The sequence below is a fragment of the Peptacetobacter hiranonis genome, assembly GCF_008151785.1.
Taxonomy (GTDB): Bacteria; Bacillota; Clostridia; order Peptostreptococcales; family Peptostreptococcaceae; genus Peptacetobacter; species Peptacetobacter hiranonis.
This window is the reverse complement of the sequence record NZ_CP036523.1, coordinates 2,351,615-2,377,360: the sequence shown is the minus strand read 5'-3', so window position 1 is coordinate 2,377,360 and position 25,746 is coordinate 2,351,615. Positions and strand designations below refer to the sequence as shown.

The 25,746-nt window shown below is 34.5% G+C and carries 19 protein-coding genes, 1 tRNA gene, 3 rRNA genes and 2 riboswitches; of the genes, 20 read left to right on the top strand and 3 right to left on the bottom strand.

The window, feature by feature from the left end; all coding sequences use genetic code 11:
* Positions 1 to 23: 23 nt before the first annotated feature.
* A complete protein-coding gene (locus tag KGNDJEFE_RS10985) occupies positions 24 to 533 on the top strand; it encodes a DUF2232 domain-containing protein (protein ID WP_006441101.1) in 510 nt (169 codons plus the stop codon).
* 50 nt (positions 534 to 583) lie between these two features.
* Here the strand turns inward: KGNDJEFE_RS10985 and KGNDJEFE_RS10980 are convergent, their stop codons facing one another.
* On the bottom strand, positions 584 to 1,327 hold the full coding sequence (locus tag KGNDJEFE_RS10980; protein WP_040410731.1) for an HAD family hydrolase: 744 nt from the start codon (positions 1,325 to 1,327) through the stop codon (positions 584 to 586).
* 128 nt (positions 1,328 to 1,455) lie between these two features.
* Between KGNDJEFE_RS10980 and KGNDJEFE_RS10975 the strand changes: the two genes are divergently transcribed.
* The 9 genes from KGNDJEFE_RS10975 (at position 1,456) to KGNDJEFE_RS10935 (ending at position 12,214) form a co-directional block, all read left to right on the top strand.
* Positions 1,456 to 2,553, top strand: coding sequence for a hypothetical protein (locus tag KGNDJEFE_RS10975; protein WP_006441103.1), 1,098 nt, complete (start codon positions 1,456 to 1,458; stop codon positions 2,551 to 2,553).
* A 514-nt stretch (positions 2,554 to 3,067) separates the two neighbouring features.
* Positions 3,068 to 3,904 (top strand): DUF169 domain-containing protein, encoded by an 837-nt coding sequence (locus KGNDJEFE_RS10970; protein ID WP_006441104.1) that lies wholly within the window; start codon positions 3,068 to 3,070, stop codon positions 3,902 to 3,904.
* Entirely contained in the window at positions 3,897 to 4,565 is a 669-nt protein-coding gene (locus tag KGNDJEFE_RS10965) for a DUF169 domain-containing protein (RefSeq protein WP_006441105.1), read from the top strand. Before KGNDJEFE_RS10970 ends, KGNDJEFE_RS10965 begins: the two co-directional genes overlap by 8 nt.
* Positions 4,566 to 4,590: 25 nt before the next feature.
* Positions 4,591 to 5,397 (top strand): transporter substrate-binding domain-containing protein, encoded by an 807-nt coding sequence (locus tag KGNDJEFE_RS10960; protein WP_006441106.1) that lies wholly within the window; start codon positions 4,591 to 4,593, stop codon positions 5,395 to 5,397.
* Positions 5,398 to 5,411: 14 nt separating this feature from the next.
* Positions 5,412 to 6,077: an amino acid ABC transporter permease gene (locus KGNDJEFE_RS10955; protein ID WP_006441107.1), complete on the top strand. Its 666-nt coding sequence runs from the start codon at positions 5,412 to 5,414 to the stop codon at positions 6,075 to 6,077.
* Positions 6,078 to 6,092: 15 nt separating this feature from the next.
* Positions 6,093 to 6,833, top strand: a complete 741-nt coding sequence (locus tag KGNDJEFE_RS10950) for an amino acid ABC transporter ATP-binding protein (RefSeq protein WP_006441108.1) — start codon at positions 6,093 to 6,095, stop codon at positions 6,831 to 6,833.
* A 197-nt stretch (positions 6,834 to 7,030) separates the two neighbouring features.
* A complete protein-coding gene (locus tag KGNDJEFE_RS10945; protein WP_006441109.1) occupies positions 7,031 to 7,402 on the top strand; it encodes an ArsR/SmtB family transcription factor in 372 nt (123 codons plus the stop codon).
* A gap of 68 nt (positions 7,403 to 7,470) precedes the next feature.
* On the top strand, positions 7,471 to 10,281 hold the full coding sequence (locus KGNDJEFE_RS10940; RefSeq protein ID WP_006441110.1) for a heavy metal translocating P-type ATPase: 2,811 nt from the start codon (positions 7,471 to 7,473) through the stop codon (positions 10,279 to 10,281).
* Positions 10,282 to 10,614: 333 nt separating this feature from the next.
* Positions 10,615 to 10,709: riboswitch (glycine riboswitch) on the top strand.
* 110 nt (positions 10,710 to 10,819) lie between these two features.
* A complete protein-coding gene (locus tag KGNDJEFE_RS10935; protein ID WP_006441111.1) occupies positions 10,820 to 12,214 on the top strand; it encodes an alanine/glycine:cation symporter family protein in 1,395 nt (464 codons plus the stop codon).
* A 213-nt stretch (positions 12,215 to 12,427) separates the two neighbouring features.
* Here KGNDJEFE_RS10935 and KGNDJEFE_RS10930 read toward each other — a convergent pair whose 3' ends face one another.
* Together KGNDJEFE_RS10930 and trhA are read right to left on the bottom strand one after the other, a co-directional pair.
* Positions 12,428 to 12,895: a DUF1097 domain-containing protein gene (locus tag KGNDJEFE_RS10930; protein ID WP_006441112.1), complete on the bottom strand. Its 468-nt coding sequence runs from the start codon at positions 12,893 to 12,895 to the stop codon at positions 12,428 to 12,430.
* A 90-nt stretch (positions 12,896 to 12,985) separates the two neighbouring features.
* Positions 12,986 to 13,636 carry a PAQR family membrane homeostasis protein TrhA gene (gene trhA, locus KGNDJEFE_RS10925; RefSeq protein ID WP_006441113.1) on the bottom strand — a complete coding sequence of 217 codons (651 nt, stop codon included), beginning with the start codon at positions 13,634 to 13,636 and terminating at the stop codon, positions 12,986 to 12,988.
* A 294-nt stretch (positions 13,637 to 13,930) separates the two neighbouring features.
* Here trhA and KGNDJEFE_RS10920 point away from each other — a divergent pair, with 294 nt between their 5' ends.
* The 10 genes from KGNDJEFE_RS10920 (at position 13,931) to KGNDJEFE_RS10875 (ending at position 25,696) form a co-directional block, all read left to right on the top strand.
* On the top strand, positions 13,931 to 14,890 hold the full coding sequence (locus tag KGNDJEFE_RS10920; RefSeq protein ID WP_006441114.1) for an ABC transporter substrate-binding protein: 960 nt from the start codon (positions 13,931 to 13,933) through the stop codon (positions 14,888 to 14,890).
* Positions 14,891 to 15,317: 427 nt separating this feature from the next.
* A 16S ribosomal RNA gene (locus tag KGNDJEFE_RS10915) occupies positions 15,318 to 16,820 on the top strand.
* Between the two features lie 52 nt (positions 16,821 to 16,872).
* Positions 16,873 to 16,948, top strand: a tRNA-Ala gene (locus tag KGNDJEFE_RS10910).
* 103 nt (positions 16,949 to 17,051) lie between these two features.
* Positions 17,052 to 19,953 (top strand): 23S ribosomal RNA (locus KGNDJEFE_RS10905).
* A gap of 68 nt (positions 19,954 to 20,021) precedes the next feature.
* A 5S ribosomal RNA gene (gene rrf / locus KGNDJEFE_RS10900) occupies positions 20,022 to 20,138 on the top strand.
* The 16S, 23S and 5S rRNA genes sit together here with 1 tRNA gene alongside, the layout of an rRNA operon.
* A 59-nt stretch (positions 20,139 to 20,197) precedes the next feature.
* Positions 20,198 to 20,381: riboswitch (cobalamin riboswitch) on the top strand.
* A 220-nt stretch (positions 20,382 to 20,601) separates the two neighbouring features.
* On the top strand, positions 20,602 to 21,333 hold the full coding sequence (locus KGNDJEFE_RS10895; protein ID WP_006440549.1) for an energy-coupling factor ABC transporter permease: 732 nt from the start codon (positions 20,602 to 20,604) through the stop codon (positions 21,331 to 21,333).
* A complete protein-coding gene (locus KGNDJEFE_RS10890; protein WP_006440550.1) occupies positions 21,317 to 21,658 on the top strand; it encodes an energy-coupling factor ABC transporter substrate-binding protein in 342 nt (113 codons plus the stop codon). The genes KGNDJEFE_RS10895 and KGNDJEFE_RS10890 overlap by 17 nt, the downstream gene beginning before the upstream one ends.
* A gap of 102 nt (positions 21,659 to 21,760) precedes the next feature.
* Positions 21,761 to 22,441, top strand: coding sequence for a cobalt ECF transporter T component CbiQ (cbiQ, locus tag KGNDJEFE_RS10885; RefSeq protein WP_006440551.1), 681 nt, complete (start codon positions 21,761 to 21,763; stop codon positions 22,439 to 22,441).
* Between the two features lie 32 nt (positions 22,442 to 22,473).
* A complete protein-coding gene (locus KGNDJEFE_RS10880) occupies positions 22,474 to 23,289 on the top strand; it encodes an energy-coupling factor ABC transporter ATP-binding protein (protein WP_006440552.1) in 816 nt (271 codons plus the stop codon).
* A 139-nt stretch (positions 23,290 to 23,428) separates the two neighbouring features.
* Positions 23,429 to 25,696: a DUF3553 domain-containing protein gene (locus KGNDJEFE_RS10875; RefSeq protein WP_006440553.1), complete on the top strand. Its 2,268-nt coding sequence runs from the start codon at positions 23,429 to 23,431 to the stop codon at positions 25,694 to 25,696.
* Positions 25,697 to 25,746 lie beyond the last annotated feature (50 nt).

Sequence of the window (25,746 nt, the reverse complement as noted above, 5' to 3'; positions counted from 1 at the left end):
AAAATTGAAATGGAAGTTTTAATATGGAGAATGTAAGTAAAAAAATGGCTTTTGGAGGAATATTATTAGCATTAGAGGCAATATTCTTTATGCTGATAAACTTTGTTCCAATGAATACAATTTTCTTTATGGTGCTAGCATCATTTATATCTTCAATAATTATTATTGAATTTGGAGAAAAGACAGGTACAATTTTTACATTTGCATCTATACTTTTGTCATTCATGATAATAGGAAATAAAGTACAGTGGTTTATATATGCGATATCATTTGCACTTTATGGACTCGTAAAATCTCTTATTGAGAGAGGAAGGTCTATGGGTACAGAATATTGTATCAAGCTTGTATTTGCAAATATTGTGTTTGCTATAATGTACTTTGTTCTGAAGAGTTTCTTGACAGAAGTACAGTACATGTTTGTGCTGTTTATAGGCTTAAATGCAACGTTTTTAATTTACGATTTATTCTATAGCCAGTTTATAAGAATGTACGAAAATAAGTTGAGAAAAAATATAAGTAAATACTTAGACTAAAAAAGTGCTGTCGTTATGGCAGCACTTTTTGTATGTAAAATATTAGCTTGTTAATCTGACAAGTCATCATAAGATAATACCTGAACATCAGGTTTTAGTTTATAAAGTATATCTTTTCTTTCGACGATTATATCTGCTTTTTTCTTCAGCACAGGATCTTCCCTCAACTTAGATAAAAGCTCATTTGTAGGGTTTATCGCAACAGGATGCCCAACTTTTCTAAGCATATTTATATCTCCATTTGTATCGCCATAAGCGAAAGACTCATCTAAATCTATATCGTATTTTTCAATTAGCTCATTTATTGCTTTATTTTTACTTTCAGAATCCCACATAGGAACTAATTTACCAGAGAATTTACCATCCTCCATTATATATTTACTTCCTAAATAATCTGTAACATTATACTTTTCAGCCATCTTTTTAACTAAGAAGTCAGGACTTCCAGATATAAATATTACTATATCACCATTTTTTAAATGTCTTTCAATTTGAGAGCGTGTGTACTTATAAACTCTGTCAGCCTTGGTCTTTATAACCTGGTCTGCTGCAAAATCAATACTTCTCCAATCAACACCAGTCAGCGAATCTACATATAAATTACAAACTTCTAAAAGATAGTCGTCGTAGTTTCCCTGTCTTTTATCCCAGTTTAAAAAAGTTCCTCTAGCATGATCAATCCAAGTTTTTTCATCTATAATTTCATATTTTATTAGCTTTTTAAAATGTTCTACCATAAGTGAATCTCTGTACAGAGTTCCATCAATATCGAAAAATGCTGCTCTTTTCTTCATAAGCATTACCCCCAATCTTCTGATATATATTTCTACTAGTATACAGCAAATAATTCAAATAGTACAGAAAAATTTGTGTTAATATATAAATATGTAAATAAGAGAAATAATTTGAGAGGAGAAGAAGCATGGAATTAAAGTTTAATTTTGCAAAAATAACACAATCTAGACTTATGGGAAGTATGGGAATGATAATAGATAGTACAGATGAAAATGGAGATGATATAAAACAGTATTTCCTTTTGGACTCTGAGGGATTAGGACTTTGTGACTATGTAAAACTAATAAACCCATCAGAGAAAAAAGCATATATGGAAGAAGAAAGACTTATGGGAGGTCTTGGATCAGATAGAATAGAAATTTCTGAGGAAGAGGCTAAGTTTTTAATACAGCATTTTGGAAGTAGAAATATAAGATATGGAAAAGAGCTTGCAGGAGAAGTTGAGGATTATATAGATATAATCAACGATTTTAAAAGCGATTTAAATATATACGACTTATATCCAAAGATATGTAAAGAGGTAAAGGAAGAGATAGAGTTTGTAAACTACATGGTTATGAGATTAGTTGCTTGGGATAGAGAAGCACTTACATACTATTCTGAGAGCGAAGAAATAGGAAGTATGCACATAACAAATATAAATGGTGCACTTTTAAAAACAGATGTAACATCTAGAGGAAATGGAAAATATGTTGTTGAGACTATTTACGAAGATAATGACGGATATTATTTCTGTAAAGTTGCACTTAGCATTGAGAAAAATGAAAAAGGATTTAAGTTAAATTCTATGGTTGTTTCTGAGTCTGAGCCTATGTATGATTTTGAGGTGTTTGACGAGATTTCTAAGGAAGAGTTTGTTGATATTTATACGGTTGAAGATGGAGAAGAGTTTGTAGAAAAGTTCTATGAAGATAACCCGTTTGTTCTTAGAAGTGATATGGACGAGGATGCGGTATTCTTTACTAGATTTAATTTTAATAACGACCATGTTAAGAGAATGTCTTATGTTATAAATAATGATATTAAGGCGATTTATTATTATTTAGATGGGATGTTCTTTGTTGGGACTTATTCTGAGAGAGATAGAGATTATATTAATGGTCTGTTGAAGGTGAATTATAAGGGGTTAGAGTATCAGGATTCGATGTTCTTTGAACAGAATGCGTTGTATGATTTTGTTGAGTCTGGGAATGATGATTTCTATGATTTTTTAGATGAGGAATAGGATTGTGTGGTATGTTACAGTTTTTGTAATAGACATATTTTTGTTTTAAAAGTATATTTACAATCAAATAATCTGAAGTTATTGATTGTAGTTTTATATAAAATTAAAATAAATTTATTTAGTATAAAAATAAAAATATGCCAAAATTTTATAAAAGGTAAAAAAAGAAAAAAGTATAGAAAAAAAAGATTATATAATTTAGAATGATAGAAAAAAAATATAACTATTAAATAGAATAGGAAAAAAATAATTATTTTTGGTATCTAGAATAAAGAAATTAATTGATATTTTATTAAGTTATATATTGAAAATGTTTTCTTAAATTAATAAAAAATAAAAAAAGTTAGATTTATTAAATTTAAAAGAAAAAGAAATGAGTTTTTTTAATTATAATAAAAAAATATAGAAAAATTATAATATAGACGAAAGCTATAACATTATAAATTGAAATAGTTTCTATCTATTGGAATAAAGAAAGTTTAACATCTATAATGAATTGGAAGGGAGGTTTGTTATGGATAACTTACAGATTACAAGAGTTTCAAAAGCTTTAGGGCTTGAGAATAAAATTTTAGGGTTAAGATTTTTAGTTCTTGAAAAAGAATATAATGATTCTTTAGCAGAAGAACACGAAGGACTTAGTCTATGTTCACTTGTAAAGCTTGCATGTCGGGGTAAATCAGTAAAATGCAATGCTTCTACAATAGGCTGTGATGATGCAGCATATGCAATGGGATTAAAAGAAGTTCCAGAATATGTATACTCTGGTCGTAAAGAGTATGAAGATAGAAAATATCTAAGTAAATCAATAGCTTTTCAGGTACAGAATGAAAAAAAATATATTCCTCAAAAGATTTATGGTGCAATAATTTCACCACTTGAAGAAATAGAAAATCCAGACCTTGTTATAGTTATTGCAACAGCTAAGGATATGATGAGATTAACTCAGGGATATAGTAGATACTATGGAGTAAATAAAAACTTACTTTCTATAGGTGTCCAGGGGATATGCAGTGAGCTAGTTTCAAAACCATTTATGAATAATGATTTAAATGTCAGTTTATTAAGTAATTGTTGTAGAAAATTAACTGATTTTTCAGCAGGATGCATGGGAGCATCGTTCCCTATTCACCTTGTAGAAAATATATTTAGAGGAATATTAGAAACAGTTAATCTAACAGAAAACAATATTCCTAAAAAGAAAATATTAGAAAGACTTGATTCACCAGATGAATTAGGCTTTGAAATAGTAATGAACTATGATTATGCAATTCAAGCGAGTAAGTATGAAGAGTACTGCGAAGAATGTATAAAAGCATGTTCTAATGATAAGGAGGGTTCTAATGAATAAAGAAACGATTTTAAAAGTTCAGGACTGCCTTGGATTAGAAAGACAAATAGTAGGTGTTAGATTCCTTGTTTATGAAAAAGATTTTGAAAATTCACCAGCAGAAGAATTTAATGGAAAAATAAGACTTTGTGGATTTATAAGCAAAGCTGGTAAAGGTAGAAAATTTAAAGTTACAAAAGAAAACTTTGGATGTTCTGGAGGACCTACTCAGACAGGGATGTCAGTTGTATCAGAAGGGTTTAAATCAGGACAGGTTCACAAATATTCAGGTTTATACTCTGATTTAGCTATAGCTAGAAATATATCAGATAGTCTTATGCGTATTCCACAGAAGATATATGGATTAGAAATAATGCCGTTATCTGAAATGGATGATGCAGATGTAGTAGTTGTAATAGGATTTGCAGAAAGCATAATGAAGTTAGTTCAAGGATATACTTATAGCTATGGTGTACCACAGAATTATATAAGTGTAGGTAATGCAGCAGCTTGTAGTGATATGGTATCAAAACCATTTATGAAAAATGATATAAACCTATCATTTATGTGCTGTGGGGCAAGAACATCTACATTAAGTGATCATGGTGAACTAGGTATGGGTATACCTATGAATAAATTTTACGGAATAGCCGATGGAGTATTGGCTATATACTCAAAATAATTAAAAGAAAAAGGAGAAACATATTATGAAATTTGGGAAAAAACTATTATCTTGCATACTAGTTGGTGCCGTTGTAATGGGATCATTAGTAGGATGTGGAAACAAAGAAGCTAGTGGAGGAGATGAAAAAGCACCAATAAAAGTTGCTACAGCACCAATATTCCCTCCATGTAGTTACAAAGACGATGAAGGAAACTTAGCTGGATTCGAACATGATGTATTTGAAGAAATAGGAAAAAGATGTGGACGTAAAATAGAATGGATAGAAGGAGATAGCCAGGATGCATTATTTGGTGCAGTTGACTCTGGAAAAGCAGATACAATAGCATTCCAGATATCTATAACTGATGAACGTAAAGAAACTTACGACTTCTCAGAAGTATACGGATACAATAAAATATTCTTCGCAGTAAGAGATGACTTTGATTACAAAGATTTAGATGATTTACAGGGTAAAAAAGCTAATGTTCCACCAGTACATTCATTCTACCCAACATTAGAAAAATACAATGAATCATTACCAGAAGATAAAAAAATAATAATAATACCTTCAGATTCAGGAAGTATGTATGAAGCATTAGAACAGGGAAGATATGACGCTTGTCCTATAACAGAAGCTGCTTTCAAAGAAGCAATGTCTAAAAAACCTTACAAAGTTAAAATAGCTGGTGAACCAATAGTATTAGAAGAAAATGCATATCCATTCTCTAAAGATGCAGATCCAGAATTAGTTAAAGATGTAAACGATGCAATAAAATCTATGTTAGAAGATGGAACAATGAAAAAATTATCAGAACAGCACTACAAAATAGACGTAACTGCTAAAAACTAATGGGTGATGTATAGATGAGATTTAATTTTGAATTTTTCTTTTCATGCTTTCCGGCATTAATTGCAAAGATACCATTTACTTTATATCTTGGTGTAATTTCATTTATAGCATCTATGGCGCTTGCAATAGTTCTGCTTATAATGAGAAATTCTAAGATAAGCATATTTAAAGGGTTTGCGACTTTATTTATATCATTCTTTAGATCTACACCATATATTACACAGCTGTTTATTTTCTACTATGGTTTACCACAGTTAATACCATCACTTGTAAATTTATCAGCTGAGGTTTCTTTTGTAATTTCTGTTGCACTAAACTCTTCAGCATTTATAGTTGAGATATTAAGAGGTGGACTTTTAGCTGTAGATAAAGGACAGAGAGAGGCAGCTCTTTCAATAGGTTTAAATAAATTCCAGGTTATGACACAGGTTGTAATTCCTCAGGCATTTGTTAGTATACTTCCATCACTTGGAAATACATTTGTAGGGGCTGTAAAAAATACAGCTATTGCATTTACAATAGGTGTTGTTGAGATTCTTTCTGAATCTAAAATACTTGCAGCTAGAGGATTTAACTACATGGAAGCATATATTGCAGCAGGTATAGTTTATTGGATACTTATCTTAGCGATAGATTTAGTTCAGAATAGACTAGAAAAAAGAGTATGTAAATTCTTATAACATTAGGAGAGTATTATGTTAAAACTTAAAAATATAAAGAAACAATTTGGAGATTTAACAGTCCTAGATGGTATAGATTTAGAACTTAAAAAAGGTGAAGTTGCTGCTATAATAGGACCTTCTGGAACAGGTAAATCTACTCTTTTAAGATGTATAAATTTACTTGAAACTCCAACTAAAGGAACTATAGAAATAGATGGCTTTTCTGTAGATTCTAAGAACTTGTCTCCAAAGGATTGTATAGAGCTTAGAAAGAAAACGGCTATGGTATTTCAGAACTATTCATTATTCAAAAATAAGACTGTTTTAGAAAATATTATGATGCCGATGACTCTAGTTCAGAAAAAAGATAAAAAAGTAGCTGAAGAAGAGGCTATGGCTCTTCTAAAAAAAGTAGGGTTAGCAGATAAAAGAGATTATTATCCATCAAGACTATCTGGTGGTCAGCAGCAGAGAATAGGTATAGCTAGAGCTCTAGCTGTTCATCCAGAGATAATATTGTTTGATGAACCTACATCTTCTCTTGACCCAGAACTTGTAAATGAAGTTCTAGAATTAATAAGAGAATTATCAAATGAACATGAATGTACAATGCTTATTGTAACTCATGAGATGAGATTTGCACTTGAAATAGCAAATAAAATTATATTCATGGAAAAAGGTAAGGTTGTAGAGGAAGGTTCTCCAAATGAGTTATTATATAATTCTACAAATGAAAGAACAAGAAGTTACTTTAAACAATTTATAGATAATTAAAAGTGTAATAAGAGGATCAGTATGAAAGTACTGGTCCTTTTTTTATTGTAATTAGCGAAATAAAAGTACTTCTCAAAATATATGAATAATTGTTCATATATTTTTATAAAATATATTGCAAAAAAATAATAAGCAGATTATAATGAATATATGAACAGTTATTCATATATTAAAACGTTAAGAAAGGAGAAAAACCTATGAAAAATAAAGAAATAGATTGTTGTACAGAAAAAAAGATACATGAAGAAGTAGTAGACAAAACAAAAAAAGAAATGCCGGATGAAGAGGTATTAGCAGATTTATCAGACTTATTCAGGGTGTTTGGAGATACTACAAGAGTGAAAATAATATTTGCACTATTCTCTAATGAAATGTGTGTATGTGACATAGCAGAGCTTCTTGGAATGACTCAGTCAGCGATATCTCATCAGCTAAGAGTACTAAAAAATGCTAGATTGGTAAAATTTAGAAAAGAAGGAAAAACAGTATTCTATTCATTGGATGATGAACATATAAGTGAAATATTAAAATGCGGATTAGAACATGTAAACGAAACATATAAAAGATAAAAGATATCTACAATCAGTGATTAATGTGGATAAAATAAATAGATTTTAAGATGAGGAAGTGATTTTAAATGAGTACAAGAATAGATTTTCTACTAGAAGATTTAAATTGTGCACACTGTGCAGAAAAAATAAATGACAAAGTTTCAAAATTAGACTATGTAGAAAATAGCAACATGAATTTTGTGGCAAAAAAATTATCTGTATTTATGGAAAATGAAAGCATAACAGAAGCTAATGTGTCTAAAATAGCAAAGATAATTCATGATACAGAAAGTGGGTTAACTGTAAGCTTATTAAAGAACAAAGTGCTTGGGGAAATAAGTTTTGATAATAAGGGAAATATAATTAAGTCAGAGAAAAAAGATGAAATAGACGAAAATAAAGTTATAAGAGTTGATTTTCTATTAAATAATTTAAACTGTGCACATTGTGCAGAAAAGATAAATGATAAAGTTGGAAAATTAGCATATGTAGAAAATAGCAATATGAACTTTGTGGCTAAGAAATTATCTGTATTTGCTAAGGCGGGAGATATTACAAAGCAGCATATGTCTGAGATAGCAAAGATAATTCACGAAACAGAAAGTGGATTAACAGTAAGTTTATTAAAAAATAAAGTTGTTGGAGCTTTAGAGTTTGATAATAAGGGAAATATAGTTGAATCTGGAAATACAACAAGAAAAGGAAGAGCAGATTTAAACGTATTATATGCAAATAGAAATAATTCAGAAGAACATCATCATGAACATGGTGAAAGTTGTGGATGTGGAGAACATCATCACGATCACGACCACGGAGAAGAATGTGGCTGTGGAGAACATCATCACAATCACGACCATGGAGAAGAATGTGGCTGCGAAGAACACCACCATCACGAACATGACCACGATCATGGAGAAGAATGTGGCTGTGGAGAACACCATCACCACGATCATGGAGAAGAATGTGGATGCGGAGGACATCACCATGACCACGAACATGAAGAAACTAAACCTAAAAAGGTTGAAAAACCAAAAGAAAAGAAAGAAATAAACAAAGATTTAATAAAAATCATAATAGGAGTATTTGTATATGCATTTGGTATATATGAAATGGCAGTTGGAAATACAGGTACATTTGGTGTGGTTGTATTTTTAGCAGCATATATTTTAATAGGTGGAGATGTACTTTTAAAAGCTGCAAAGAACCTATTTAGAGGTCAGGTAATGGATGAAAACTTCCTAATGTCTATAGCTACAATAGGTGCAATTGCAATAGGTGAACATTCTGAAGCAGTTGGTGTTATGTTATTCTACAAAATAGGTGAATATTTACAGCAGAAAGCAGTTGGTCAGTCAAGAAAATCAATATCTGCTCTTATGGAAATAAAAGCAGAATTTGCAAACTTAGTTCAGGGTGGAAAAATTATACAGGTAGATCCTGAAGAAGTAGAAGTAGGCGATGTAATAGTAGTTAAACCAGGTGAAAAAGTACCACTAGATGGAATTGTAACAGAAGGTGAAGCAATGCTTGATACTTCTGCAATAACTGGTGAATCTGTACTTAGAAGTGTAAAACCAGGTGAAGAAGTTGTATCAGGAACAATAAACACAAATGCATTAATTTATGTAAGAGTAACTAAAGAATATGGAGAATCTACAGTTGCTAAGATACTTGATATGGTTGAAAATGCAGGAAGTAGAAAATCTCAGACAGAAAACTTTATATCAAGATTCTGTAGATATTACACTCCAATAGTTGTTGGGTTAGCATTAGCAGTTGCATTTATACCACCACTAGTTATTGAAGGTGCTGTGTTTAGAGATTGGTTATACAGAGGATTAATATTCCTAGTAGTTTCATGTCCTTGTGCATTAGTATTATCAATACCTCTAAGTTTCTTTGGTGGAATAGGATCTGCATCTAAAAACGGTATTCTTATAAAGGGAAGTAACTATTTAGAAGCATTAAGAAAAGTAAACACAGTTGTACTTGATAAGACTGGTACTATAACTAAAGGTGTATTTAAAGTTACAGAAATAAATCCTGTTGGAATGTCAGAAGATGAATTATTAAGATTTGCAGCTATTGCAGAAGCAAACTCAAATCATCCAATAGCAAAATCTATAATGGAAAGCTATAATGAAAAATCAAATGAAGAAATAAAATTAAGTGAAATAGACAAATATGAAGAAATAGCAGCACATGGTATAAAAGTTTTATATAATGGAAAGACAATACTTGCAGGAAGTTCTAAACTTTTAGATAGCGAAAATGTAAAATATGAAAAGATAGATGAAGTTGGAACAACTGTATACGTTGCAGTAGATGGCAAATATGCTGGATGTATAGTAATATCTGATGAGGTTAAGGAAGATAGTAAGAGAGCTATTGCAGAAATGAGAAAAGTTGGTATAACAAATGTTGTAATGCTAACAGGAGATAATGAAGCTGCTGCAGCTAAGATAGCTGAAGAAGTTGGATTAGACAAACATTATTCAGGACTTCTACCTAATCAGAAAGTTGAAATACTTGAAGAAATAGCAAAAGAAAATAGCACAGGAAATACAGCATTTATAGGAGACGGTATAAATGACGCCCCAGTTTTAGCTAGAGCAGACGTTGGGATAGCTATGGGCGGTGTAGGATCTGATGCAGCAATAGAAGCAAGTGATATAGTATTTATGACAGACGAATTATCTAAATTACCTATAGCAAAGAGAATATCTGAAAAAACAAATAAAATTGTTTGGCAGAATATAGTATTTGCAATGGGTGTAAAAGTAATAGTTATGCTTATGAGTACTGGAGGAGTTGCAAATATGTGGGAAGCAATATTTGCAGATGTAGGTGTTGCATTAATAGCAGTACTTAATGCAATGAGAACTTTAAAAGAATAAATTATTTTTTATAGAATTACATAATTTTTTATGTAAATTATAGAAATATAACATAGTAAAAATAGTTTAGTAACTTAAAAAATAAAAGTTTAATAAATTAAACATTCTGTAAATAACGTATTCCTAATTTTACTACTGTAAAAAAATTGGTTGTATACATTAAAAAATAAATAAAACAATATTAAAACACACATACTTCCTAAAAATAAAAAGGAAATATGTGTGTTTTTTGAAAATTTCAATAAATTTAGAAAAAATGTTGTAATTACTCAAAATAGATGATATTATTTAAACAGATAGATAAATTGTAATTATAAAATTAATAAAAAATCTATTAGGAACTCTGGAGAGTCTCCAAAAAAGGGGCGCCGAAGGTGTACGCAAACTAAGTTTGCAAATCTCTCAGGCAAAAGGACAGAGCAGTAAGGCAGATCAAATCTTTAAGGTCTGTTTGCAAATGTTCTACTCTTATTTTTGGAGCTGATATATCAGCTCTATTTTTATTTCCAAAAAAATAAAAGAAAAGGAGAGTAAAAACATGGAATTATTTTTAGACAATCTATTAGAAGTAGTAGTAGCCGTAAACGGATTCTTATGGAATTTCTTACTACTATTCATCTTATGTGGAGTTGGGATATACTACACATTCAAACTAAAATTTATACAGGTTAGAAAATTTGGAGAGGGCTTCAGATTAGTGTTCGGTAACCTAAAATTAAACGGTGAAAAGAAAGAACACGGTGAGATGACACCTTTCCAGTCATTAGCAACAGCTATAGCGGCTCAGGTTGGTACAGGTAACTTAACTGGTGCAGCTACAGCACTTCTTTCTGGTGGACCAGGGGCTATATTCTGGATGTGGCTTAGTGCATTCTTTGGAATGGCTACAATTTATTCAGAAGCAACTCTTGCTCAGAAATATAAAACAGTTGTAGATGGCGAAGTAACAGGAGGACCTGTATACTACATCAGAGCTGCATTTACAGGAAAATTTGGTAAAATCTTAGCAGCGACATTCTCAGTATTAATAATATTAGCACTTGGATTTATGGGTAATATGGTTCAGTCAAACTCAATAGGTGCAGCATTTTCAGAAGTTTTCGCAAGTAGAAATATAAATATACCTCCTATAACAGTTGGATTATTAATAGCTGTAGTAGCAGGATTTGTATTTATAGGTGGAACACAGAGATTAGCATCAGTTGTTGAAAAAATAGTACCTATAATGGCATTTGTATATATAATAGGAAGTTTAGCTTTAATAGGAATGAATATATCAGAAGTTCCTGAAGCTTTTAAAATGATAATAGTTGGAGCATTCAATCCAAAGGCAGTACTTGGTGGTGCAGTTGGTATATCTATAAAAGAAGCTATACGTTACGGTGTAGCAAGAGGATTATTCTCTAATGAAGCTGGTATGGGTTCTACACCTCATGCACATGCAAGAGCAGCAGCTAAAAACCCTCATGAACAGGGATTAACAGCTATGGTTAGTGTATTTATAGATACTTTCATAATACTAAATTTAACAGCATTCTCTATATTAACTAGTGGTGTTTTAGATTCAGGAAAAGAAGGTATAGCACTTACTCAGACAGCTTTCGTAAATACTTTTGGTAGTGGTGGAGATATATTTATAGCAGTATGTTTATTATTCTTTGCATTCTCTACTATACTTGGATGGCATTTCTTTGGACGGATAAACGTAAAATACTTATTCGGACAGAAAGCAGTAAAAATATATTCTTTAATAGTTATATTATTTATAATAGTTGGATCTACATTAAAAGTTGAATTAGTTTGGCAGTTAGCTGACTGTTTCAATGGTCTGATGGTTATACCAAATGCTATAGCATTATTTGCACTTAGTGGAGTAGTAATGGGTATATATAAGAAATATGTAAATGGCGATTCAAATAAAGATGAAAAATAGCATATAAATTTATATTTGCTTAAACATAAAATTATAAGTATAAAATTAATCGATTAAAATAATAGGAAAATCGGAATATATTAAGTGAGTTTGTAGTATTGATTTTGGTGGTGCGAAATCAATATGAAATATAAAGTTAAGATTTAAGATTCAAAAAAGAAAACAATGAAAAAGAGGAGGTCGTTTGAAACGAGCTCCTCTTTTTAGCTTAATTTATTCTTCTGAGCCAAATATAGCACATAATTTTTTACCTAAAGTATCACAACATAGTCCTAATATTATTCCAGCTGCTATAGATGGTATTATCATAAAATCGCCACCAGCTGCAAATGTAGAGAATGAACCCATGAATGCTCCTGGAACGAATGATATTATACCTATTTTTCCACCTGCACACATAAGGAATGTAGTTACAAATGTAAATACAAGACCTATCTGAGCAAAGTCTATTTGACTTCCTAAATGAACTGATATTAAAGCATAAGCTACACCACTTCCAACACAAGCAAAAGTAAGAGGAAGTGCAGAAACACCTTTTTTAGGACCAGCAAAGTAAGCTGTACATCCTGCAAAACCAGCCCAACCTAAAAGACCTGTTGCATTTGCAATAACCATCCAAATAGTACAAAGAAGAGCTGTTGCAAAAGCTGATAGAGTATTATTAGATAATTTTTTTGACATATATTTCTCCTTATAAAAAATAGTTGATACATCTTTCAGACATATCAACTAATTATATCAATGAATAGTATAAAATATCAATACAATAATTTATAAAACATAGAAGAATACACATAAGAAGTGGCATAGACTTCCAAGGATTATAAATATATGGAAAATTTCGTGGAAACCGAAATGTTTAAATTCTAAAAGCTTTGGCTTAGTAGCATATATTACAGCACCTATTGTGTAGAAAAGTCCTCCTCCAACAAGTAGCATAAGTCCACTAAATGAAAGTGCGTGGTAAAGAGGTACTATAAGTGCTACAGAAACCCAACCCATCGCAATGTATATAATTGTAGAAATCCAACGAGGGCATTTAAACCAAATTAGTTTGAAACATACACCTGCTATAGCTGCAATGCTGACTATTGCAAATAAAGCATATCCTCCATTGCCTTTTAATGAAATCATACAAAATGGTGCATATGAACCAGCTATTAATACGAATATCATAGAATGATCTATTTTTCTCAGCCAAGCGATAACTTTATCTGAAGAAATAACCAAATGATACACAGTAGAAGCTGTATATAAAAGAATCATACTTATTCCAAAAATTATCACAGAGGCTATAGCTAATGGAGTAGGCATTACGATAGATGTTTTAATAACTAATGCTAGAAGTCCAATAAAGGACAAAATAGCACCAAATAAGTGAGTGAATCCATTGCCAGGTTCTCTTACATAATTGAAACTCAAAACAATTCCTCCTTTTCAAACGGTTAATTTTAATCCGTCAAATATTTAGATTGATTAGGATATTTTATTATACAATAAACATCCAAGTATATAGTATTATACTACATATTTTGATGTTAATGGTTTAAATTTGTGTATAATTATAGTGAATGATATAGTAAAATTTGATTGTTGCTGTAATAAATATAAAAATTATGATAATGTCTATCTATAAGTGGGTAAAATCTTTTAAAGAATATATAATTTTAATGTATATTTTTAAATGAAAATAAAAGATATGTAAGGAGAAAAAATATGAATAAAAAATTATTGAGCGTTATACTTTCTTCGGCAATAGTAGCAGGAGCTTTAGTTGGATGTAGTGGAAAATCAGTAAGTTCAGATTCTAAAAAAATGACAGTTGGAGCTTTAGAAAGTGTTAATATAATACAGCCATTTTTTTATGATGAGTTTTCTGATGAAAGTGAGAATTTAGAGGTAAATACTTTTGAAGGATATGATGAGATGAAAGATACTGTTATTTCAGGAAAGTTGGATATAGCTGCTACTAACTGGATAAGTGCAATAAAGGCAGCAGAAAAGGGAGAAGATATAAAAGTTATAGCAGGGATGTCTAATGGAGGATCTGCATTAGTTGTTAAAAAAGATAGTGGAATAGAGAATATAGAAGATTTAAAAGGAAAAACTATAGGATATTTCCCTGAAAGTATTGAATATGTGAAGCTAGCGAATGAATTAAAAGAAAAAGGAATAGATATCAAGAAGGACGTTAAATTTAAAGAAATGGATTTGGAATCTATGACTAAGGAGCTTAGTGGTGGAAATATAGATGCATTTTGTGGAGAAGAGCCATATGTTTCGATAGCATTAGAAGATGGATTTGGAAAAGTAATTGATTATAAGTCAGATGAGATAGTTCCTTTAAATACAGCAATAATTGCAACAGAAGAAAATATAAAGGATAATCCTGAAAAAATGCGGGAACTTATGGATAAACATGTTAAGTCAACTAATCATCTTATGATGAGCAAAGAAGATAGAATAAATAAGGTAGCAGAATTTGGAATAGATAAGAAATATTTAGAAAAGTCTATTGATAATATAGAACTTTCTACAGATATTTCTCCAGAAATGATAGAAGAAGTTAAAAAGTTAGCTGAAAAAATGAAAGAAATAGGGATGATAGATAATATACCAAATATAGAAAATATGTTTGACTTGAGTATGTTAGAAAATAGTATGATGAAAAGATAATGTATAGAATGTATAAAGGATTAAATTATTTTTTATTAATTTAATCCTTTTTTATAAAGTATTATATTAATTTAAAAAAATATTATGCCAATGAAAAGGTGTATATTTCTAGCTTTTATTAGTATAGAATAAAAAATAAGTAAAAAAGTTTTAAAAAAGTGTTGACGATAAAAATAAAAGATGATAATATAATACTTGTCCTTGAGAGAGGGCAAGAAAATAAAAAATAAAACGAAAGTTTTAAATGAACTTTGAAAACTGAACAGCAGATATATTTAGTTCGAACAAATAGTTCGAACGCCATACAAACCATGCCAGATATTTTGAGATAACATCTGAGCGGATATAACAAACTGATTTTATTTTGAGCAACAGAATTTTGAGCATTAGCGAAGAATTCGTTGGCGATATAAAATTCGAAGAATTTTATTTTGAGAGTTTGATCCTGGCTCAGGATGAACGCTGGCGGCGTGCCTAACACATGCAAGTCGAGCGATTCTCTTCGGAGAAGAGCGGCGGACGGGTGAGTAACGCGTGGGTAACCTGCCCTGTACACACGGATAACATACCGAAAGGTATGCTAATACGGGATAATATATAAGAGTCGCATGACTTTTATATCAAAGATTTTTCGGTACAGGATGGACCCGCGTCTGATTAGCTTGTTGGCGGGGTAACGGCCCACCAAGGCGACGATCAGTAGCCGACCTGAGAGGGTGATCGGCCACATTGGAACTGAGACACGGTCCAAACTCCTACGGGAGGCAGCAGTGGGGAATATTGCACAATGGGCGCAAGCCTGATGCAGCAACGCCGCGTGAGCGATGAAGGCCTTCGGGTCGTAAAGCTCTGTCCTCAAGGAAGATAATGACGGTACTTGAGGAGGAAGCCCCGGCTAACTACGTGCCAGCAGCCGCGGTAATACGTAGGGGGCTAGCGTTATCCGGATTTACTGGGCGTAAAGGGTGCGTAGGCGGTCTTTCAAGTCAGGAGTTAAAGGCTACGGCTCAACCGTAGTAAGCTCCTGATACTGTCTGACTTGAGTGCAGGAGAGGAAAGCGGAATTCCCAGTGTAGCGGTGAAATGCGTAGATATTGGGAGGAACACCAGTAGCGAAGGCGGCTTTCTGGACTGTAACTGACGCTGAGGCACGAAAGCGTGGGGAGCAAACAGGATTAGATACCCTGGTAGTCCACGCTGTAAACGATGAGTACTAGGTGTCGGAGGTTACCCCCTTCGGTGCCGCAGCTAACGCATTAAGTACTCCGCCTGGGGAGTACGCACGCAAGTGTGAAACTCAAAGGAATTGACGGGGACCCGCACAAGTAGCGGAGCATGTGGTTTAATTCGAAGCAACGCGAAGAACCTTACCTAGGCTTGACATCCTTCTGACCGAGGATTAATCTCCTCTTTCCCTCCGGGGACAGAAGTGACAGGTGGTGCATGGTTGTCGTCAGCTCGTGTCGTGAGATGTTGGGTTAAGTCCCGCAACGAGCGCAACCCTTGTCTTTAGTTGCCATCATTAAGTTGGGCACTCTAGAGAGACTGCCAGGGATAACCTGGAGGAAGGTGGGGATGACGTCAAATCATCATGCCCCTTATGCCTAGGGCTACACACGTGCTACAATGGGTGGTACAGAGGGCAGCCAAGCCGTGAGGTGGAGCAAATCCCTTAAAGCCATTCTCAGTTCGGATTGTAGGCTGAAACTCGCCTACATGAAGCTGGAGTTACTAGTAATCGCAGATCAGAATGCTGCGGTGAATGCGTTCCCGGGTCTTGTACACACCGCCCGTCACACCATGGGAGTTGGAGACACCCGAAGCCGACTATCTAACCTTTTGGGAGAAGTCGTCGAAGGTGGAATCAATAACTGGGGTGAAGTCGTAACAAGGTAGCCGTATCGGAAGGTGCGGCTGGATCACCTCCTTTCTAGGGAGAATTATCTGCTGTTCAGTTTTGAAAGTTTATACAAACTTAATATGGGGGTGTAGCTCAGTTGGGAGAGCACTTGCCTTGCAAGCAAGGGGTCAGGAGTTCGAATCTCCTCATCTCCACCATTTGTACTTTGAAAACTACATATATATTATGATATGACATCATTTATTTCCTTAATGTGATAAATAAGGACGATAACCTTATAAAAAAATATCAACTGTAACTGGTCAAGTTATTAAGGGTGCAGGGCGGATGCCTTGGCACCGGGAGCCGATGAAGGACGTGATAAGCTGCGATAAGCTATGGGGAGTTGCACGTAAACTTTGATCCATAGATTTCCGAATGAGGAAACTCACCATGAGTAATGTCATGGTATCTTCGAGTGAATACATAGCTCGTTGAGGGGAACTCGGGGAACTGAAACATCTAAGTACCCGAAGGAAGAGAAAGAAATTCGATTCCGCTAGTAGCGGCGAGCGAACGCGGAACAGCCCAAACCTAAGAAGTTCGCTTCTTAGGGGTTGCGGACATATCATCAGGAAGAGGTTATTACAGACGAAGAGTTTTGGAAAGCTCCGCCATAGAAGGTAACAGCCCTGTAGTCGAAGTGAGAAGACTTCCGATATGATCCAGAGTACCACGGGACACGTGAAACCCCGTGGGAAGCAGGAGGGACCACCCTCCAAGGCTAAATACTACCCGGTGACCGATAGCGCATAGTACCGTGAGGGAAAGGTGAAAAGAACCCCGGGAGGGGAGTGAAATAGAACCTGAAACCCTGTACTTACAAACTGTGGAAGCACATTTCTTGTGTGACCGCGTACTTTTTGTAGAACGGGCCAACGAGTTACGTTATGCAGCAAGGTTAAGTACTTCAAGTATGCAGCCGCAGCGAAAGCGAGTTTTAACTGAGCGTTTAGTTGCATGACGTAGACCCGAAACCGGGTGACCTATCCATGAGCAGGTTGAAGCGAAAGTAAAATTTCGTGGAGGACCGAACCCACGAGCGTTGAAAAGCTCGGGGATGACTTGTGGATAGCGGTGAAATTCCAATCGAACCCGGAGATAGCTGGTTCTCCCCGAAATAGCTTTAGGGCTAGCCTCAGATTCAGAGATACGGAGGTAGAGCACTGAATGTCCTAGGGGGTATTGCACCTACCGAAGACTATCAAACTCCGAATGCCGTCATCTTTTATCTGGGAGTCAGACCGTGGGTGATAAGATTCACGGTCGAGAGGGCAACAGCCCAGACCGTCGGCTAAGGTCCCCAAATGTAGGTTAAGTGGTAAAGGATGTGGGATTGCACAGACAACCAGGATGTTGGCTTAGAAGCAGCCACTCATTCAAAGAGTGCGTAATAGCTCACTGGTCGAGTGATCCTGCGCCGAAGATTTCCGGGGCTAAAACCTACTACCGAAGCCACGGCATCATTTATGATGGGTAGGGGAGCTTTCTTTACTGGGCAGAAGCATGACCGTAAGGACATGTGGACTGTAAAGAAGTGAGAATGTTGGCATGAGTAGCGAGATGTGGGTGAGAATCCCACAGGCCGTAAACCCAAGGTTTCCAGGGGAAGGTTCGTCCTCCCTGGGTTAGTCGGGACCTAAGCCGAGGCCGAAAGGCGTAGGTGATGGACAACAGGTTGAAATTCCTGTACCGCCAATAAGCGTTTGAGAAATGGGATGACACAGTAGGACAGGATGAGCGTGCTGTTGGTTATGCACGTCCAAGCACTGAGGCAGTATCCGGAGGCAAATCCACGGATATAATGCTGGGGTGTGACGGGGAGCGAAATTTAGTAGCGAAGCATCTGCATTCACACTGTCGAGAAAAGTCTCTATCGAGTTTAAAGGCGCCCGTACCGCAAACCGACACAGGTGGGTGAGGAGAGTATCCTAAGGCCAGCGAGAGAACTGTTGTTAAGGAACTCGGCAAAATGACCCCGTAACTTAGGGATAAGGGGTGCCATCGAAAGATGGCCGCAGAGAATAGGCCCAAGCGACTGTTTACCAAAAACATAGGTTTCTGCTAAGTCGCAAGACGATGTATAGGAGCTGACGCCTGCCCGGTGCTGGAAGGTTAAGGGGATCTGTTAGAGCAATCGAAGCAGTGAACTTAAGCCCCAGTAAACGGCGGCCGTAACTATAACGGTCCTAAGGTAGCGAAATTCCTTGTCGGGTAAGTTCCGACCCGCACGAAAGGCGTAACGATTTGGGCACTGTCTCAACAACAGACTCGGTGAAATTGTAATTCCGGTGAAGATGCCGGATACCTGCGACAGGACGGAAAGACCCCATGGAGCTTTACTGTAGCTTGGCATTGGGTCTTGGTACTACATGTACAGCATAGGTGGGAGGCTTTGATTCCAGGACGCCAGTTTTGGATGAGCCACCGTTGGGATACCACCCCTGTAGTACTGGGACTCTAACCAGAGGCCTTGAATCAGGTCTTGGGACACTGTCAGGCGGGCAGTTTGACTGGGGCGGTCGCCTCCCAAAAGGTAACGGAGGCGCTCAAAGGTTCTCTCAGCACGGTCGGAAATCGTGCACAGAGTGTAAAGGCATAAGAGAGCTTGATTGCAAGACATACAGGTCGAGCAAGGACGAAAGTCGGACTTAGTGATCCGGTGGTTCTGAGTGGAAGGGCCATCGCTCAACGGATAAAAGCTACCCTGGGGATAACAGGCTTATCTCCCCCAAGAGTCCACATCGACGGGGAGGTTTGGCACCTCGATGTCGGCTCATCACATCCTGGGGCTGTAGTAGGTCCCAAGGGTTGGGCTGTTCGCCCATTAAAGTGGTACGCGAGCTGGGTTCAGAACGTCGTGAGACAGTTCGGTCCCTATCCGTCGCAGGCGTAGGAAATTTGAGAGGATCTGCCCTTAGTACGAGAGGACCGGGGTGGACGTACCGCTGGTGTACCAGTTGTCTCGCCAGAGGCATGGCTGGGTAGCTATGTACGGAACGGATAAGCGCTGAAAGCATCTAAGCGCGAAGCCAGCCTTAAGATAAGATTTCCCATTCTTCGGAAGTAAGACCCCATGAAGACTACGTGGTTGATAGGTCGGAGGTGGAAGTGCAGTAATGTATGCAGCTTACCGATACTAATAGGTCGAGGACTTGACCAAGAAAATATTTGGTAATTTGATTAATATGTATGTAGTTTTCAGAGTACAATCTCTGAAAATAAAGATTATGTGGTTATTATAGAAGAGAGGATACACCTGTTCCCATTCCGAACACAGAAGTTAAGCTCTCTATCGCTGATGGTACTTGGGGCGAAGGCCCCTGGGAGAGTAGGACGTAGCCACGTAATCTTTTTTTATGTAATAATATAAAAAACTATAGTATAATAAAGTTAATAAGACAAATTGAATATAAATAGTTTTCGGTTTCCGCAAGGAATTAATAAGGAATCAGGTGAAAGACCTGAGCAGCCCCCGTTACTGTGAAGCTGACGAAAGTTAGAATAAAGCCACTGTAATTATAAATTATGGGAAGGTTAATGAGTAGGATGAAGCAAAGCCAGGAGACTTGCCGAAAATATAGAGTAAATTTCTTCGGGGATGGGGAAAGTTTCTTGAAAATATAGTATCAGAAAAGCTAATTTTTGATTTTGAGAAGATATTATATAGAAATTTCTGAGTCCTGCAGTTTTTGTAGGACTTTTTATTTTTGAATTATTTTAGAGTAGGTTGATTAAACAAAAATTCTTGAAACAAATCTCTCTTTTATATTTGAATGTCTTAAAATATATATAATCAAAGGAGAGAAAAATGAAAGAAAAGATGAAATCAGTTCTTGCAGCTGCACTTATGCTAGTGGTTTTAAATCCAGTACAGTCTAGTGCAATGCACATCATGGAAGGATTCCTTCCAAAGCAGTGGTCTTTAATATGGACTATAGTATTTATACCTTTCTTCATAGTTGGTATAAGATCAATCAACAAAATAGTGAAAGAAGAGCCAAAGAAAAAAGTACTATTAGCTTTATGTGGAGCTTTCGTATTTGTACTATCAGCTCTTAAAATTCCATCAGTTAATGGAAGTTGCTCACATCCAACAGGTGTAGGCCTAAGTGCAATATTATTTGGACCAGGAGTAACAGTTGTACTTGGTACAATAGTATTATTATTCCAGGCAATATTACTTGCTCATGGTGGTTTAACTACATTAGGTGCAAATGCATTCTCAATGGCAATAGTTGGACCTATAGTATCATATCTTATATTCAAAGGGATGGAAAAAGTATGCAAAAATAGAAAAGTAAATGTATTCTTAGCTGCAGCACTTGGAGACTTAGCTACATACACTGTAACATCATTCCAGCTTGCATTTGCATTCCCAGCTGCTACAGGTGGAGTAATGGCATCTGCTATAAAATTCTTAGGAATATTCTTTGTAACTCAGGTTCCAATAGCAATAGCAGAAGGTATATTAACAGTAATCGTATACAACCTAATAGTTGAAAATGTGGAAGGAGTTGATTTTAATGTCAAAAACAACTAAAACTAACATATTACTAATAATATTAGCAATAGCATTAATAGTACTTCCACTAGTAGTAAACCCAGGTGCTGAATACGGAGGAGCTGATGGTCACGCTGAGGAAGCAATAACAGAAATAAATCCAGAATATGAACCATGGTTTGCGAGTTTCTATGAACCACCAAGTGGAGAAATAGAAAGTTTATTATTCTCAACTCAGGCTGCATTTGGAGCAGGAATAATAGGTTATATACTAGGTAACTTAAAAGGTAAAAAATCTGGAAGAGAAGAAATGAGAAAAGAACTTGAAGCAAAAACAAGTGAAAAAAGCGACGATAAAGAATAATAAAAAATGACAATTAATAACATAAAAAGTATAATAATAATTAGGGAGAGCTGCATTACTTGCAGCTTTTCTAATATCTAAAATAAAAGGAGGAGAATAGAAATGCTAATAATAGATAAATACGCATACACAAACAGTCTTAGCGAAAAAAATCCATACATAAAAACAATATTCTCCATACTATTTTTAATAATATCATTAATAATAGAAAATCCAGTATATCAAATAGCTATAATAGCTACAATGTCAATAATAATACTATCTACATCCAAAATGGGGATAAGTGAATATCTAAAGCTACTTTCAATCCCATTAATCTTTATGATAATGAGCATACTGGCTATAATCATAAGCATATCCACAGAAAAAACAGATATGTTGACATATTTTACTATTGGAAGTACATATATAGGAATATCAAAATTTGGACTTTCTAGTGCATTAAAAATACTAGCAAGATCAATATCGTGTCTAACATGTGTATATTTCTTGATGCTGACAACACCGTTTAACCAGCTAATACAAGTATTTAAAAAACTACACATACCAGACAATGTAATAGAAATTGCTATGCTTATCTACAGATTTATATTCATATTCTTAGAAGAAGTACACGAAATATACAAATCTCAGGAAATGAAAATGGGGTATATGGGAATGAAAAACTCGTACAATTCATTGGGACTATTGGTAAATATGCTCTACAAAAGGATGATGAAAAGATACGAAGATATGTCTATAGCACTAGATATGAAATTATTTGATGGAAAATTCCACATATAATGAAATTCCAAAGATATTAGGATGGTGAAAATATGTATAAAATAGAAAATCTATCATTTAAATATGAAAAAAATAAAAATGCATTAAAAAATATAAATATGGACTTCTCAAAAGGAGATATAATTGGAGTAATCGGTGAAAATGGATGTGGAAAATCTACCCTATTTATGAATATGACAGGAATACTAAAGCCAGAATCAGGAGAAATTCTGTACAATGGGGAAAAGATAAAGTACGGTAAAAAAGATTTATACAGTTTAAGAAAAAGAGTAGGAATGGTGTTCCAAGATCCAGAAAAACAAATATTTTACTCTAAAGTTTACGACGATATAGCATTTACTATGAGAAACATAGGCATTGATGAAGAAGAAATAAAAATAAGAATAGAAAAAGCACTAGAGGCTGTAAATGGAAGCGAATTTATAGATAAGCCTGTTCAATTTTTAAGCTATGGTCAGAAAAAAAGAGTTGCAATAGCATCAGTAATCGCTATGCAAAATGAAACAGTACTCTTAGACGAACCTACATCAGGACTAGACCCAAGAAGTACAGATGCAGTTGTAGAAATAATAAAAAATATGAAAAAAAATGGCACAAAAGTAGTAATATCTAGCCACGATATGGATTTGATATACGAAATATGTGACTATGTATACGTAATGAACAAGGGAGAAATAATAAAAGAAGGAAATTCAGACGATGTATTTATGGACGAAAAAATGATAAAAAACGCTGGATTAAAAACACCTTGGATAATAAAAATCTACAACGAACTAAAAAACAACGAAGCAAATGACAAAGAAATAAAACTAGATACTATAAAAATAAAATTTGCACAGTACAAATAAAAAATAAATACTTAAAATAAACAAGAGAGAGGGCAAGATGACTATTATTTAATCATCTTGTCCTTTTTTGTCTACATTGTAAAAATTCTTATAATAGCTTAAAATATATATTATAATCGAACAAAAGGAGAACACAAACATGAATTTAGATACATTAAATCCGTCTCAAAGACGGGCAGTTGAAAGAACTGAGGGACCTGTTCTTATACTTGCAGGGGCTGGTTCGGGTAAAACTAGAGTGCTTACAACTAGAATCGCACACCTAATAGACAAAGGTGTACAGCCAGCAAACATACTTGCAATAACATTTACCAACAAAGCGGCAAATGAAATGCGAGAAAGAGTAGAAGAAACTGTAGAATCAGACACAAAAGACATGTGGATTAGCACATTCCACTCTTGCTGCGTAAGAATACTTAGAAAAGATATAAACAAAATAGGATATAACAGAAGTTTCGTAATTTACGATGCTGCTGACCAGGTAACACTTATAAAAGACTGTTTAAAAGAATTAAACATAAGTGACAAGGCATTTGAACCTAAAACAGTAATAAGCTATATATCAGGTGCAAAAGATAAATTGAAATCACCAAAACAGTATAAAGACGACTGCGCTGGAGACCCAAGAATGTCTAAAATTGCGGACATATACTCTCTATATCAGGACAGATTAAAAAGAAACAGTGCACTTGACTTTGACGACTTAATAATAAAAACTGTAGAATTATTCAAGAAAAATCCAGAAGTACTAGACTACTACAGAAGCAGATTTAGATACATAATGGTCGACGAGTATCAGGATACAAGTATGGCTCAGTACGAATTTATAAAACAATTAGCAATGGGGCACAAAAATATATGTGTCGTAGGTGACGACGACCAGAGTATATACGGATGGAGAGGTGCCGACATCAGAAACATACTTGAATTTGAAAAGGATTACGATGATGTTTTTGTAGTTAAATTAGAGCAGAACTACAGATCAACTCAGGTAATACTTGATGCAGCCAACCACGTAATCTCAAACAATATAGAAAGAAAAAGAAAAAAACTTTGGAGTGAAAAAACTGAAGGCGAAAAAATAAAAATAGAACTAGCAGAAAATGAATTAGAAGAAGGAAGATTTATAGCCGAAACAATAATAGATAAAGTGCAGGGCGAAGGAAGAAAATACAGCGATTGTGCAGTACTTTACAGAGCAAATGCACAGGCTAGACCTATAGAAGATGCACTTAACAGAGCCGGAGTTCCTTACAATATATATGGAGGAACAAAATTCTATGAAAGAAAAGAAATAAAAGACTTAATTGCATACCTTAGAATAATTGCAAACCCTCAGGACGACATATCTCTAAAAAGAATAATCAACGTACCAAGAAGAGGAATAGGACTTAGAACAATAGAAAAAATAGAGGATAGAGCGAGCCTAAAACAGGAAAGTATGTACTCTGTACTTTTAGACATAGACTCAAACTCAGAAATATCAACAAAAGCTAAAAAACAGATAAATGGATTTGTAGACTTAGTAGGTACTCTTAGAGCAATAAAAGAAGTATATCCTGTAAGCAAATTGATAGAAAAAGTACTAGACAGCACAGGATACATATACGAGCTAGAAGAAGAAATGAAGAAAAATCAGAATAGCATGAATGGTAAATATGAAGAAGCTCAGGATAGAATAGACAACTTAAACGAGTTTATATCTATTGCTCTTGAATTTGAAAATAGCGATGATGAAAATCTTGAAGATAAATCTTTAGAAACATTCCTAACGAGTGTGGCACTTACATCAGAAGCGACTGAAGATGAAGAGCCAAATAGAGTATCTCTAATGACAATGCATACATCTAAAGGTCTAGAATTCCCAGTTGTATTCATAACGGGAATGGAAGAAGGATTATTCCCAATTTCTAGAGCAATAAAATCTATGAAGGACTCAGATATAGAGGAAGAAAGAAGACTTTGTTATGTCGGAATTACAAGGGCTAGGGAAGAACTATACCTAACAATGACTGAAAAAAGAACACTTTACGGAAAAACAAACCATGCTATACAGTCTAGATTTATAGAGGAGCTTCCAGATGAGTGTATAGAGAAACTATACATGGGTAAAAGAGAGCTAACATACACTAAGAGCAGCTACAACATACTAGACAAGTATACTAAAAAATACATGAATAGCATGAACAGAGAAGAAGTTGCTAAAAAAATGAATGCAACTAACAAAAATGAAAACACAATGGCAGAACCTGAAGATATTAAACTAGGCTCAAAGGTATACCATCCAAAATTCGGTGTTGGAACAGTAGTTGCAATGGCTGGAAGTGATGTAACAATAGCATTTGAAAATCAGGGAATCAAAAAAATAAACAAAGAATACACTACACTAGACTTAGTGAAAGAATAAAAAACTAATCAAAAAAATAAAACAAACTAAAAATAAAAATTGGGATGTGA